We start from the raw sequence: 13,844 nt of genomic DNA, 5'->3' as shown, positions 1-13,844 counted from the left end.
AGCGCCCCGCCCCGAGGTAGTCCGCTGCGATCGGCCGGTCCCGAACGCCCCGCGACCGGCCGATCGCAGCGGACTACCGGGGGTGGGTGTGGACGGCGACCCCGGGGGTGGGTGTGGACAGCGACCGCCACCGCGGGGGTACGACGGCGCGCGCCGGCAGGCCGTCGGGGAGACTGGCGCGCGTGACTGACTTCCGGTGCGCGCTCGCGAGCCTGACCGACGGCGAGCCGATGGCCGGCACCGCCCCCACCGACCGCGACGTCCTGCTGGTCGAGGCGCCCGGGCCGTGGGGACGCGACGCCGTGGCCGACAACCGGCTCCCCGACGTCGTACGCACCCACCTCGCGTCCCTCGACCTGTTGGTGCTCCTCCTGCGCCGGCCCGACGGGGGCGCCGGTCCCGGCACCCACGTCTACCGCGCCACCGCCACCCCCGACGGCTTCCTCGTCCGCGGCACCGTCGTCGGGCGTCCCGAGGACCTCGTCGACCTCGACCTCGACGCCCTCCCGGCCCACGACGGCCCGCTCTGGCTGGTCTGCACCAACGGCAAGCGCGACCGCTGCTGCGCCGAGCTCGGCCGCCCGGTCGCCGCCCTGCTCGCCGACCGCTGGCCCGACGGCACCTGGGAGACGACCCACCTCGGCGGCCACCGCTTCTCCGCCACCCTGCTCGCCCTCCCCAGCGGGCTCACCCTCGGCCGGCTGTCGACCGCGGACGCGCTCGCGGCCTGCGAGTCCGTGGTCCGCGGCGACGTCCCGCTGGAGTGGACCCGCGGACGCGCCGGACGCCCCGGGATCGAGCAGGCCCGCGAGCTGCACCGGCTGGCCGGCGGCGACCCCGACGCCGCGCTGGTGGCCGTGCCGGGACCGGTCCGCCGGCAGTCGTGCGGTGACGACAAGGTCAAGGGCACCACCCGCTACGAGGTCGCGGACGACTGAGCCCGAAACCCGGTGCGCGCCGCACGGACCGGGTGCGAGACTGGCCCGTCGTGAGCTGGAGAGAACGCCTGCGTGCCCTGCGGATGGACACCTCGCCGCTGCGCGACTCCCGCGACTTCCGGCTGCTGTTCACCGCCGGAAGCGTGTTCTACCTCGGCAGCATGGTCGCCTACGTCGCCGTGCCGTTCACGATCTACGACCTCACCGGGTCCAACCTCCTCGTCGGCCTGGTCGGCCTCGTCGAGCTGGGACCGCTCGTCGTGTTCGGTCTCTACGGCGGCGCGCTCGCCGACCACGTCGACCGCCGGCGGCTGCTGGTCTGGTCGGGCGTCGCGCAGGTGGGGCTGATGGGCGTGTTCGCCTGGAACGCCTTCCTGCCCGACCCGCAGGTATGGCTGGTCTTCGTGCTCGCCGGGCTCTACGCCGCGACCAGCTCGCTGCAGCGCCCGTCGCGCGAGGCCCTCGAGCCCCGCACCGTGCGCCACGACCAGATCGCCGCAGCCAATGCCCTCAGCAGCTTCGCGATGCAGCTCGGCGTCCTGCTGGGCCCGCTCCTCGGCGGCCTGCTCGTCGCCTACGCCGGCGCGGGCTGGTGCTTCCTCGCGGCCATGGTCGGCTACGTCGTCGCGTCGCTGCTCTTCGCCGCGATGCGACCCCACCCGCACGACGGCGAGACCACGCCGCCGAGCCTGCGCGGCATCGGGGAGGGGTTGACCTACGCGCTGCGTCGCCGCGACCTGCTCGGGACGTACGTCGTCGACATCGCGGCGATGGTGCTCGCGATCCCGGTCGTGCTGTTCCCGGCCCTCGCCGAGGAGGTGTTCTCACGGCCCGAGCTGCTGGGGCTGCTCTACTCGGCCGAGACGGTCGGCGCGATGGTCGCCACCGGACTGAGCGGCTGGGTCGGCCGGGTGCACCACCACGGCCGCGCGATCGTGGTGGCGGCCAGCGCCTACGGCGCGATGATCGCGCTCGCCGGGCTGATGCCGTCGTTCTGGCTGGCGTGCGTGTTCCTGGCGCTCGCGGGCGCCGCCGACATGGTCTCCGGGGTCTTCCGCGCGACCGTGTGGAACCAGACCATCCCCGACACCATGCGCGGGCGGCTGGCGGGCATCGAGATGCTGTCCTACTCCGTCGGCCCGATGGCCGGGGCGACGCGCGCCGGGTTCGTGGCCGACGCCTGGTCGGTCCGGGGCGCGGTCGTCAGCGGCGGCGTGGCCTGCGTCGGCGGGGTGCTGCTCACCGCCGCCGCGTTGCGCGACTTCTGGTCCTACGACGCGCGCACCGACCCGCACGCCGTCGCCGAGCGGGCGCGGCGGGCAGCCGCCGCGGAGCCGTCCTAGCCGGACCCCGGGCCGGCCTCGCTCAGCCGAGCCGGTCGCGCAGGTCGCCCGGCCGGACCTCACCCACGGCGGGCTCTGCGACGAGGCGCGGACGGCCGTCCTCGGCGGCCGCGAGCGACCGCGCGGCCCGATTGGCCTCCGCCTGCTCGCGGTCAGCGTGGCCGCGGCCTCGCTGGCCTCGGCGCGCGCCTGCGCGAGCTCGCGGTGCAGCGCGGCGACCTTCTCGGCCTGCGCGTTGACCTCCTCCGGCGGACGGTCGGCGGTGACGAGCTCCTCGAGGGTGCCGAGGGCGCCCTGCTCGCGACGCCTGAGCACCTCGACGGTGTGGCGCGCGGCCTCCGCCGCGTCGCCCGCCTGCACGGCCTCGAGCGCCTCCTCGGCGGCGGCGCGGCGCAGCTCGCCGAACTCGACCTGCTGGGCGTTGGCCGCGACGAGGGTGGCGCGGTCCTCGTCGGGGTGGACGTCGGCGAACTCCGCGAGCGCCCGGACCAGGTCTCGGGTGCCGGCGCGGCGGGCGTCGCGCAGCTCGATCCTCGCCTCGAAGCAGGCCTGGTAGGACTTCCAGTCCGCCTCCCAGGCGTCGGCCTGCTTCTGGGTGGCGTCACCCGGCAGGGTCTCCACCGGGGGCCAGATCGTGGCTCCCCGCACGTCGAGGCCCCGCCCGACCGCGTACGTGCGCAGCTGCTCCAGGCCGTCGCGGTGGCGGCGCAGCGCGTCGGAGTAGGCGTTGACGGCGCGTCCGAGGCCGCGCAGGTTGTCGCGCACCAGCGCGGACTCCTCGTGGCGCTTGCCCGCACGGTGGCGCAGCGTGTCGGCGGCCTCGCCCGCGAACACCTCCTCCGACAGCCCGGCCGTGCGCTCGAACGCGTCGACCGCGAGCTCCACCCTCGAGGCGAGCCGTCGCACGGAGTCGCCGTAGGCGTCGACCTCGTCGGGCTCGGTCCAGTGGTAGCCGCAGCCGATCGGGTCGCCGAACGCGAGCCCGTCCTCGACCGCCTCGAGCCGGTCGGCCTGCACGCGGGTCATCGCGGTCCCACCACGTCGTGCCCGCCGACCTGGTCGAGCTGGGCGGCGAAGGTCGCCGCCTGGCCGACCATCACGTCGAGCTCGTCGAAGTCGAGCACCGAGTCGTCGATCGCGGCCGCGAGGGTCCGGCACTTCCGGGCGACCTGCTCGGCGTCCTCGACCAGGCTGCGCACGCCCTCGACGAGCAGGTCCCGCTGGGGGAAGTCGTCGGCGGGGTGCTGGACGTCGCCGAGCGCGGCACGGAGGTCCTCCCTCGCGGAGGAGAGCTCCTCCCGGGCGGCCCGCAGCGCCCGCTGGTTGATCGCGATCGGCCTCATGGCGGTCTCATGCCCCGGTGGACGGGGTCGAAACCAGGAGTGGTGAAGTTGTGAACGACCTCGCACCCGCGGTCCGGACCGCCGGACGTTGCGGGACGTCCCCTGTCAGTCCGGCGGCGGCTGGTAGCGCCGCAGCAGGGCGACCGTCCAGCCCGCGGTCAGCAGGAGGTACGCGGCCAGGCCGGCCACGAACGTCCACCACGGTGCGCCGTCGCGGCCGGTCGCGCCCACCCAGGTCGTGACGGCGAGCGCGGCGAGGAGCAGCCCGCCGGTGAGCGCGGCGAAGACCTCCATGTCTTCGCCGAAGCGCGAGCGGAGCTCGGGGCGCCGCTCCGGGGCGAACCAGTAGTCCTTCGAGCGCTGCGGCATGTTGACCCACGTCCCGTCGCCCGAGACCGCGAGGCGGGTCACGGCCGGGATCCCGACGAGCACCACGACGCCCACCGCCACCCAGAAGGCGAGCATCGCGGTGCGCGACGTCCGGTCGTCGACGCGCCCGGCGGCGTCGAAGTGCGACGGCACCTGGTCGGGCAGGACCAGGGCCGCCACCACGAGGCCGACGACGTACGCGACCGCGACCGCGAGCAGCGCGGCCCGGCCCGGACGTGCGCTCACACGTGCCCGCAGAGCTGGGCCATCCGCAGCTCGAGGCGGCCGAGCAGGTCGGTGCAGTCCTTGTCGGTCATCGCCGACCGCTTCCCGGCGCCCTGGGCGCAGACCGGGAGCACGTCGATCGACAGCTTGGCGCCGCCCGCGAGGGCTCGCAGCTCGTCGAGCCTGTCGCCGAAGGGGGAGCCGCTGCCGGGGGAGTAGTAGCGCACGGCGGCGTCGACGTCGTCGGCGAACAGGTCGGCCTTGGTCACGGCGATGACCAGCCAGGTCGGGCGGTCGCGGCGCACGGCCATGCTGGCGATCCGGTGAGCGGTGATCGACCAGTCCTCGAGCTCGGCGGCGAGCTGCTCGTCCCGGGTGGCGTCGGCGCTGCCGGTGGTCCCGGCGGTCCGGCGCGGGGTGGCGTGGCCGTACGCCACGACGTGCAGCACCCCGTCGACCGGCTCGTCGTGGAACACCTCGTCGAGGGCGCCGAGGCGGGTGGCGGCGTTCTCGCCCGGAACCACGCGGAAGCGGTAGCCGCGCAGCCGGGCGTTGCGCCGGGTGCGGCGCTCCATCACGGCCGAGCCGACGTCCGGGCCGTCGGCCTGCGCGCTCGCCCGCCGGGTGAGGCGGTCCGCGAGGCGGGTCTTGCCGACGCCCGTCATCCCCGTCACGGCCACGGTCGGGTAGCGGCGGCGGAGCAGGTGGGACGCACGCTCGGGCGCCTGGGACAGCGCGGCCAGGGCCCCTCCGGCGAGGGTCGTGCCGAGGGCGGCCTTGCCGTGTCGCAACGGTGACTGCATGTCCCCATCCTGCAGGCTGCCCCTGACGTGGCGCGCCCCGTGGGCCGCCGGTTGGCCATGCCACCACCCGTCTTGGACAATGGCGGGGCATCCCTGCCTCCGGTGGAAAGGTCCCCATGGACACCGAGAACCGTCCCGTCCTGACCGGGCTCGTCGCCCTGGTCGGCGTCGCCGTGGTCATCGGGCTGCTGGGCGGGCTCGCCGTCCTGGTGGGGGTCAGGGCCACCGGCATCGGCGAGGACTCCGGCGCCAGCAGCGGCGGCGGCGCGTCCGCGACCTTCAACCTCCCGCGCCCCACCGACACCAGCAGCATCGCCCCGTCCCCCGCCGACACCGGCAGCCCCACCGAGACCGGCAGCGAGACGCCGAGCCCGGCCCAGGGGATCTCGCTGACGGCCCCGCAGCAGTCGGTGAGCCCGATGCAGCAGATCGACCTCACCGGCACCTATCAGGGCGGCGAGGGCGCGATCTTGCAGGTGCAGCGCTTCGAGGACGGCGCGTGGTCGGACTTCCCGGTGACCGTGTCGGTCAGCGGCGGCACCTTCTCGACGTACCTCCTGACCGGCCGCACCGGACCGAACCGGTTCCGGGTGATCGACACCGACACCGACGCGGCGTCCAACGAGGTCACCGTCACGGTCGGCTGAGCGCGGCCCGCTCCCGGTCCACCCGACCGGTCCAGTGGGCCACCCAGCCCGTGCCGACGAGGGCCAGCCCGCCGACCACCAGGCACGCCGTGGCCAGCGGCGCGACGGCGGCGACGGCGCTGACCAGCAGCGGCCCGCCGCTGTTGCCGATGTCGCCGCAGAGCCGCCACGCGCCCAGGAACTGCGGACGTCCGTCGCTCGGCGCGGCGTCCGCCCCGAGGGTCATGACGATGCCGGACCCCAGCCCGTTGCCGCAGGCGATGAGGGCCATCACCAGCGCCACCGACGCGGCCGAGGTCGCGAGCGGCAGCACGAGGCAGGCGATCGCCATCGACAGCACGACCGGCACCGCGACCACCCGTCGGCCGCGGGTGTCCATCAACCAACCGCCCGGCCACATGAACGCGACGTCGAGCGCGGCGGCGCCCGCGAAGATCAGCGACGTGGTGGAGGCGGAGAGCCCGACGTGGTCGGCCCAGAGCGGCAGCAGGCTCTGGCGCAGCGAGCGGCTCATGCCGAGGATCACGACGGCGCTGCCGAGCGTGGCGAGGACGCGTCCGTGCGCGCGGATCACGGTCCACACGCCGAGGTGGCCGGACGCGCGGGCCGCGGCGCGCTTCTCCTCACCGAGGTCCGGCATCGTGGCGGCGAGCAGCGCCGCGCAGACCGACATCGCCGCGCCGAGCCAGAACACGCTGGTCAGGTCGGTGAGCGCGATCAGACCGGCGCCGAGCAGCGGCCCGACGAGCACGCCCACCCGGTAGGACCCGCCCAGCAGCGACATCCCGCGCGCCCGGTGCGACGCCGGGACCACGTCGATCATGAATCCCTGCCGGCTGATCAGGAAGAGCGTCCAGCACACCCCGCTGAGCAGGACGCCGGCCGCGAGCCCGACCACCGACCCGGTGAGGGCCGCGAAGACCATCGCGCAGGCGTCGACGACGCCCGCCGCCATCAGCGCGCGGCGCTCCCCGATCCGGGCGACCAGCGCCCCGGCGGGCAGGCTGCCGAGCAGCTGGCCGACACCGAGCAGCGCGACCACGGCGGCCGCGGTGCTCACGTCGGCGCCGAGGTCGCGGGCACGCAGCGCCAGCACGGGCATGATCGCGCCGTGCCCGACGGCAGAGACGACCGAGGGACCGTAGGCGACGAGCGCGATGTCGCGGAAGCGGAACGCGACGTCCCCCGAGGTGGTCACCCGCACACGCTACGCGGGCCGGTGTCGCACCCCGTGGCTAGTCTCACCGCATGCCCCAGCTGCCCCCGCCCCCGGCGCCGGGCGAGGGTGCCACGACCGACGACGTCGTCGCCTGGGTCGCCCGCCACCTCGGCGACCTGACCCTCGAGGGCCCCGACGGCGTGCGGGCCGGTGGGCTGCGCGGCGGGCAGCCGGCGGCCGACGCCGCGCTGGCGCAGGTCGACGTCCGGGGCTACGCCCGCTCCCGCAGCCAGGTGCTGCCGCGCTCGCGGCAGGGCGCGACCCGGATGTCGCCCTACGTCCGCCACGGCCTCGTGCTGCTGCCCGACCTCTGGGACGCCGTCGCCGACGCCCCGGCGCCCGACCGCCGCAAGTACCGCGACGAGCTGCTCTGGCAGGAGTACGCCCGCCACCTCTACGCCCGCGTCGGGCCCGCCCTCGGCCGCGACCTGCGCCGCGCACAGCCCCGGACCCCGCAGCCGTGGACCGAGCCGTGGCCGCGGGAGATGGCGTGCCTCGACCACGTCGTCGGCGCGCTCCAGGACGACGGCTGGCTGGTCAACCAGACCCGGATGTGGCTGGCCTCGCAGTGGGCCGTGCGCGCCGGGCACGACTGGTGGCGCGGCGAGGACGAGATGTTCACCCACCTGCTCGACGGCTCCCGCGCGGCCAACCGGCTGGGCTGGCAGTGGACGGTCGGCACCGGCAGCGGCAAGCCCTACGGCTTCAGCCGCTGGCAGGTCGAGAAGCGCGCGCCCGGGCTGTGCCGCGCCTGCCCGCTCGCCGACCGCTGCCCGATCCAGGACTGGCCCGACGCGACCGCGGGCCCGGCCGCCGACGGACCCGACCTCGGGTCCGGTCCGGTCCCGGCCGGTCCGGCCGAGCCCGAGGGCGCCGGCGGCGAGGTCGTCTGGCTGACCGCCGAGTCGCTCGGCGACTCCGATCCCGCGCTCGCCGCCGATCCCGCCCGCCCTGCCGTCTTCGTGTTCGACGAGCCGCTCCTGGCCCGGCTGCGGCTGTCGGGCAAGCGGCTGGTCTTCCTCGCCGAGACCCTCGGCGAGCTCGCGGCGACCCGCCCGGTCGAGGTCCGGCGCGGCGACGTGGTCGCCGAGCTCGACGACCGGCCGCTGGCCGCCACGTGGACACCCGTGCCCGGCTGGGCCCGTCGCGAGCGGCGGCTCCAGGTGGTCGAGCAGCACCCGTGGCCGTGGCTGGTGCGCCCGCGCCCGTCGTCGGTGCGGTCGTTCAGCGCGTGGCGCAAGGGCTCCGGTCGCTGACCCGTCCCCAGGACCCGACCTTCGTCGGGTGCCGGGCGTGGGTGCCGGGTCGTAGGCTCGCCGACCGTGACCCCCGAACTCCACGCCGACGCCCCCGCCCCGCTCGAGCTCCCCGTCGCCGGTGACTGGCTCGGCTGGGTGGCCGACCGGTGCGAGGGCTCGCTCGCCGAGGCGGCGCGGCACGTCGAGCGGGTCAAGGCCGGCGGCGACGCCGCCACGGTCCTCGCCGCCTGGAACGACGCGGAGACCGCGATCGCCAACGCCGGCACCGTGTCGCTCTGGTCGGAGGTCCACCCCGACCAGGCGGTCCGCGACCGCGCCGACGACCTCGGCCAGCAGGTGCAGCGCTACGTCACCGAGCTCGGCCAGGACCGCGACCTCTTCGCGGTGCTCGACACGCTGCCGGCCGACGGCCTCGACGACGACGCCCGCCGGGTCCTCGAGCACAGCCTGCGCGACTTCCGCCGGGCCGGCGTCGACCGCGACGACGCCACCCGCGACCGGCTCCGCGAGCTGAGCGAGCGCGCGGTGCTGCTGTCGCAGGACTTCGGTCGCACGATCCGCGACGACGTCCGCTCGGTCCGGCTGGCCCCCGAGCGGCTGGCGGGCCTGCCCGACGACTACCGCGAGGCCCACCCGGCCGACGACGACGGCCTGGTCACGATCACGACCGACTACCCCGACCTCGTCCCGTTCATGACCTTCGGCGCCGACGGCGACGCCCGCCGCGAGCTGGCGCTGGCCCAGACCAACGTCGGCTGGCCGGCCAACGACCAGGTCCTGCAGGACCTGTTCGCGGTCCGCCGGGAGACGGCCGCGCTGCTCGGCCACGACTCGTGGCCCGACTTCGACACCGAGGTGAAGATGGTCGGCTCGGGCGCGGCCGTGGCGGAGTTCATCGAGCGGATCAGCTCGCTGGCCGCCGAGCGCGCCGCGGTCGAGAAGGACGTGCTGCTGCAGCGCAAGCGCGTCGACGACCCGTCCGCGGACGAGGTCGAGACCTACGACTACCGCTACTACTCCGAGCTGGTGCGGCGCGAGCAGTACGACGTCGACGGCCAGGTCGTGCGGACGTACTTCCCCTTCGAGCAGGTGCGCCAGGGGCTGCTCGACGTCACGGGCCGGCTCTTCGGCCTCGAGTGGACGCCGGTGACGCCGGTCGACGCGGGCGCCTGGCACGAGGAGGTCGCGAGCTACGACGTGCACCTCGACGGCCGGCGGATCGGCCGGATCCACCTCGACCTGCACCCGCGCGAGGGCAAGTACAAGCACGCCGCGCAGTTCGACCTGGTCACCGGCGTCGCCGGCGCCCAGCTCCCGGAGGGCGTGCTGGTGTGCAACTTCAGCCGCGGCCTGATGGAGCACGACGAGGTCGTGACGCTGTTCCACGAGTTCGGCCACCTCGTCCACCACGTGCTCGGCGGCCAGGGCGCGTGGGCGCGCTTCTCCGGGGTCGCCACCGAGTGGGACTTCGTCGAGGCGCCCAGCCAGATGCTCGAGGAGTGGGCCTGGGACGCCGACGTGCTCGCCACGTTCGCGCGCGACGCGTCCGGCGCCACCATCCCGGCCGACCTGGTCGCGGCGATGCGGCGCGCCGACGACTTCGGCAAGGGCACCGACGCGGCCCAGCAGATGTCCTACGCCGCCCGGTCCTACTTCTTCCATGCCGAGCAGCGCGACGACCTCACCGCCTACGGCGACGAGCTGCAGCGCCGCTACTCCGTCTTCCCGCCGCTCGCGGGCGCGCACATGCACTGCTCCTTCGGGCACCTCGACGGGTACTCCTCGGGCTACTACACCTACATGTGGTCGCTGGTCATCGCGAAGGACCTGTTCTCCGCCTTCGACCCCGACGACCTGTTCGCCCCCGAGGTCGCGCTCGCCTACCGCGACCGGGTGCTCGCGATGGGCGGGCGCAAGGACGCCGCCGACCTGGTCGCCGACTTCCTGGGCCGGCCCTACTCCTTCGACTCGTGGGCGACGTGGCTCGCCGAGTGAGCCCGGAGCAGGACCGGCCCGGTCCCCCTGGAGAGGGTCTGGTGCGACTCAGCTCGTCGTGACGGCGGTGTCGTCGACGACGAAGCTGGTCTGCAGCGAGGAGTCCTCGGTCGCGAGGAACTTCACCGTGACCGTCTTCCCCGCGTAGGCCGCGAGGCTGTGGCTGAACTGGGCGTACGTCGTGCTGGTGCCGACGTTGCTGAAGGTCCGCAGCGTCGTCGTGGTGCTGCCGCTGACGACCTGCACCCTGAGCGTGTCGTACGCCGTGGTGCCGCTCTCGGCGGTGTCGCTGCGCAGCCAGTAGCTGAGCCTCGCCGCGGTGGCCCCCGCCGGGACGGTGACCTGCTGGGAGATCGTCTCGGTCGAGGTGCTGCCGTTGCCGCCCAGCCACGCCTTCCACGAGCCGGTGCGCGCCGGGCGACCGGTGCTGCTCGTGATCGGGCCGGCGGTGCCGGTCCAGACGGTCGCGCCCGACTCGAAGCCCGGGTTGCCCAGCAGGTTGGCGCCGGTCGGCGGCAGCGTGGTGCCGTAGTCCTTGTCGGCGTAGAGCCACACCATGTGGCCGATCATGTCGAGGTTGCGGTCGAGCGCCGTGGTGTTGACGTTGGCCATCGTGTCGCAGGAGCGGTGGTAGCAGGGGTCGAACGCCTGGCCCGCCGTGCCGCCCCACTTCGACGCCTGCGCGGAGGTCTTGATGGTCTCGCCACCGGAGTACATGCCCGTGGTGGGGATGCCGTAGCTGCGGAAGGACGCGTGGTCGGAGCGGCCCTGCACGTCGATGTACTCCCAGGGGATGCCCTTCGACGTGTAGTAGGCGGTCATCGCGTCGCGGGCGCCGTTGCCGGCCGGGTTGTCGTCGTAGACGAAGTAGCCCGGGTTGGGCGAGCCGACCATGTCGTAGTTCATGTAGAGGTCGATGCGGTCCTTGTCGGCCGTCGGCAGGTTGCGCATGTAGTGGTTCGAGCCGAGCAGGCCCTGCTCCTCGGCGCCCCACCACGCGAAGCGGAGGTGGTTGCGCGGGGTGTTGCCGCTCGCTGCCCAGGCCAGCGCGGCCTCGAGGACCGCGGCCGAGCCGGTGCCGTTGTCGTTGATGCCGGGCCCGGACGACACGCTGTCGAGGTGGGCGCCGGTCATGACGACGTGCTCGGCGTCCCCGCCCGGCCAGTCCGCGACGAGGTTGTAGGACGTGCCCGACGAGGTCGAGAACGTCTGGACCTGGGTGGTGTAGCCGACGGCGTCGAGCCTCGCCTTCACCCAGTCCAGCGAGGCCTTGTAGCCCGGGCGGCCGGTGGCGCGGTTGCCGCCGTTGGCGGTGGCGATGTCCTGGAGCTTCTGCAGGTGGGCGGTCACGTTGGTGACGCTGAGGTCGGGGGACGGCGCCGCGGTGGCGGGGCCGCCGGTGCCGACGAGGGTCGAGGCGACGACGGCGCCCGCGGCGAGGGCCGACAGGGCGGTCGTACGGAGGGTGCGCATGGGGATCTCCCGTGGGTCGGTGGTGCGGGAACGGGGACGGGGCGGGGCAGCATCGCTGCCCCGCCCCGTCAGGAGCGACGAGACGTCAGGAGACGTTCAGCGCGGTGTCGTCGACCACGAAGCTGGTCTGGAGCGAGGAGTCCTCGGTGGCGGTGAACCGGATGGTCACCGTCTTCCCCTTGTAGGCCAGCAGCGAGCTGCTGAACTGCGTGTAGGTCGCGTTGGTGCCGACGTTGCTGAAGGTCCTGAGCGTCGTCACCGTGGCGCCGTCGACGACCTGGACCCGCATGGTGTCGTAGGCCGTCGTGCCGCTCTCGGCGGTGTCGGTGCGGATGTAGTACGACAGCGTCGCCGCGGTCGCGCTGGCCGGGATCGTGACCGACTGGTTGACGGTCTCGGTGCCGGCGGTGCCGTTGCCACCGAGCCACAGCTTCCACGAGCCGGTGCGGGCCGCACGGCCGGTGTTGTTGGTGATCGGGCCGGCGGTGCCGGTCCAGACGGTCGCGCCGGACTCGAAGCCCGGGTTGCCCAGCAGGTTGCCGCCGGTGGGCGGGGGAGTGGTGGGCGGCGTCGTGGTGCCACCGCAGGTCGGGTCGCCGGTCTGGGCGGGGACGTTGACGGCGTCCCAGGCGTTCTTGACGGCGTTGAACTGGGCGCAGGTGCTGTCCAGGTTCTTGGCCGCGGTGAGCGTCCACGTGCGGTACTTCAGGTAGTTCGACGACGAGGTCTTCATCAGCATCGCGTTGTAGAGGACCTTGATGGCCGCCTGCTCGCCGATGCCGGTGACGCTCGTGCCGTCGCACTTCGACACGCCGCCGCGCGAGAGCAGGTAGAACCAGTGGTCGCCGGGACCGGCGGCCGCGTGCACCTCCGCGGTCGGGATCGAGCTGGTGTAGCACGACGGGTCGCCGACGTTGCCCGGGTTCGAGCCGTCACGGATCGGCCCCTGGCCGACGAGGTTCACCTCCTCGCCGATGGTGTGGTCGGGACCGTCGTAGGACGCGGACTGGTTGTCGAAGTACTCCGTCGCGGTGGCGAGGGCGTCGCCGATGAACTCCTGCGTGCCGCCGCCGGAGATGCCGCCGGGGGTCTTGTCGTCGACACCGTGGCCGAACTCGTGGGCCACCACGTCCATCGAGGCGATCCAGGCGCCGGCCTGGTTCTTGCCGATCTGGACCTGCGTGCCGTCGTAGTAGGCGTTGATGTCGTTGAGCCCGACCCGGATCGGCACCCAGCCGCCGGTGCCGTTCATGCCGTTGCGGCCGAGCCAGGACGACATCATCGACTTCATCTGCTGCGCGGCGTAGAGCGCGTCGACGCAGCCGGTCTCGCGGTTGGTCGCGACGCCGTTGCCCCACGCGTCGTCGGTCCCGGTGAACGTGGTGTTGTTCGCGGCGTCCTGGCACCTCAGGGTGGTCGCCGTCGGGTCGGTCATGCTGAAGCTGCTGCCCGAGCCGCTCGTCGCGATGGGGAGCGGGTTGGGACCGGAGTACGCCGCGGTGCCCGTGCCGTGGGCGATCTGCTCGCGCGACTCCAGCACCTTGCCGGTCATCGCGTCGACCCACGCGCGCTGCCAGGACACCTCGCCGTCGTGGGTGCCGCGCACCTCGACCTCGTAGGCCAGCTTGGTGCCGGCCTCGCGGTGCCAGATGACGAGCTCCGGCGAGGAGATCTCCGCACCCGCGTCGGCGAGCTTCTGCGCGGCGGCGGTGGCGCGGGCGGTGCTGATCCTCGGGGTGGTGCTGGCGATCTGGACCGGGGTCTCCTGCGCCACCGAGGTCCCGACGACCTGCCCGTCGGAGTCGGCCAGCACGACGAAGTCGCCACCGACCACGCGCAGGCCCTCGTGGGTCCGCTCGTAGGCCACCGAGTAGATGCCGTTGTCACCGGCGTAGGTGTTGCTGCGCACGAAGGAGTCCTGCGACGCGCGCTCGAGCGCGCCGTCGTGGCCCTTCACCCAGGCGCTGGCCGCCTGCTGGGCCTCGAGGCGGGGGTTGGCCACCGAGGGGGCGGCATCGGCCGGGGTGGCGGTCGGTGCCAGGAAGGACGCGGCGACCGCGGTCGCTGCGAGACCGGCCAGGACGGCCAGACGGGGATTTTTCACTGGGTTGTCCAATCATGAGTTCGGGCCCGACGGGCACCGAGGATGGATTGGGTGATGCAGACCAGTGCACAAGTTCGCAATCGGCGGATCCGGCGTCAATGGACGACGATCTGCAGGTTCGTGCAA

Annotated in this window: 11 protein-coding genes; 5 read left to right on the top strand and 6 right to left on the bottom strand. The window is 74.0% G+C overall.

The genetic code is table 11. The features are described from left to right. Positions 1–182 precede the first annotated feature (182 nt). Both LN652_RS11420 and LN652_RS11415 read left to right on the top strand, forming a co-directional pair. Entirely contained in the window at positions 183–938 is a 756-nt protein-coding gene (locus tag LN652_RS11420) for a sucrase ferredoxin (RefSeq protein ID WP_230440753.1), read from the top strand. A gap of 50 nt (positions 939–988) precedes the next feature. Beyond that, the gene (locus LN652_RS11415; RefSeq protein ID WP_230440752.1) at positions 989–2,281 is read left to right on the top strand and encodes an MFS transporter; all 1,293 of its coding nucleotides are present in this window, start codon (positions 989–991) and stop codon (positions 2,279–2,281) included. Between the two features lie 1,022 nt (positions 2,282–3,303). Here LN652_RS11415 and LN652_RS11410 read toward each other — a convergent pair. The 3 genes from LN652_RS11410 to LN652_RS11400 form a co-directional block, all read right to left on the bottom strand. Further along, positions 3,304–3,624 carry a hypothetical protein gene (locus LN652_RS11410; RefSeq protein WP_230440751.1) on the bottom strand — a complete coding sequence of 107 codons (321 nt, stop codon included), beginning with the start codon at positions 3,622–3,624 and terminating at the stop codon, positions 3,304–3,306. 105 nt (positions 3,625–3,729) lie between these two features. Further along, on the bottom strand, positions 3,730–4,239 hold the full coding sequence (locus LN652_RS11405; protein ID WP_230440750.1) for a DUF1648 domain-containing protein: 510 nt from the start codon (positions 4,237–4,239) through the stop codon (positions 3,730–3,732). Further along, entirely contained in the window at positions 4,236–5,021 is a 786-nt protein-coding gene (locus LN652_RS11400; protein ID WP_230440749.1) for a hypothetical protein, read from the bottom strand. The genes LN652_RS11405 and LN652_RS11400 overlap by 4 nt, the downstream gene beginning before the upstream one ends. 116 nt (positions 5,022–5,137) lie before the next feature. Between LN652_RS11400 and LN652_RS11395 the strand changes: the two genes are divergently transcribed. Then, entirely contained in the window at positions 5,138–5,668 is a 531-nt protein-coding gene (locus LN652_RS11395) for a hypothetical protein (protein ID WP_230440748.1), read from the top strand. Here LN652_RS11395 and LN652_RS11390 read toward each other — a convergent pair. Continuing rightward, entirely contained in the window at positions 5,655–6,866 is a 1,212-nt protein-coding gene (locus LN652_RS11390) for an MFS transporter (protein ID WP_230440747.1), read from the bottom strand. The two genes, LN652_RS11395 and LN652_RS11390, sit on opposite strands and share 14 nt — an antisense overlap. 50 nt (positions 6,867–6,916) lie before the next feature. On the opposite strand from LN652_RS11390, the gene LN652_RS11385 reads away from it, so the two are divergent. Beyond that, a complete protein-coding gene (locus LN652_RS11385) occupies positions 6,917–8,143 on the top strand; it encodes an FAD-binding domain-containing protein (protein ID WP_230440746.1) in 1,227 nt (408 codons plus the stop codon). A 66-nt stretch (positions 8,144–8,209) separates the two neighbouring features. After that, positions 8,210–10,141 (top strand): M3 family metallopeptidase, encoded by a 1,932-nt coding sequence (locus tag LN652_RS11380; RefSeq protein ID WP_230440745.1) that lies wholly within the window; start codon positions 8,210–8,212, stop codon positions 10,139–10,141. A 48-nt stretch (positions 10,142–10,189) separates the two neighbouring features. On the opposite strand, the gene LN652_RS11375 is transcribed toward LN652_RS11380, so the two are convergent. Together LN652_RS11375 and LN652_RS11370 are read right to left on the bottom strand one after the other, a co-directional pair. Next, positions 10,190–11,614: a M28 family metallopeptidase gene (locus LN652_RS11375; protein WP_230440744.1), complete on the bottom strand. Its 1,425-nt coding sequence runs from the start codon at positions 11,612–11,614 to the stop codon at positions 10,190–10,192. A gap of 85 nt (positions 11,615–11,699) precedes the next feature. After that, the gene (locus LN652_RS11370) at positions 11,700–13,718 is read right to left on the bottom strand and encodes a M4 family metallopeptidase (RefSeq protein ID WP_230440743.1); all 2,019 of its coding nucleotides are present in this window, start codon (positions 13,716–13,718) and stop codon (positions 11,700–11,702) included. Positions 13,719–13,844 lie beyond the last annotated feature (126 nt).

Source organism: Nocardioides okcheonensis, from assembly GCF_020991065.1.
Classification (GTDB): domain Bacteria; phylum Actinomycetota; class Actinomycetes; order Propionibacteriales; family Nocardioidaceae; genus Nocardioides; species Nocardioides okcheonensis.
The sequence above is the reverse complement of the archived record's forward strand: the minus strand, read 5'-3'. Positions and strand labels throughout refer to the sequence as shown.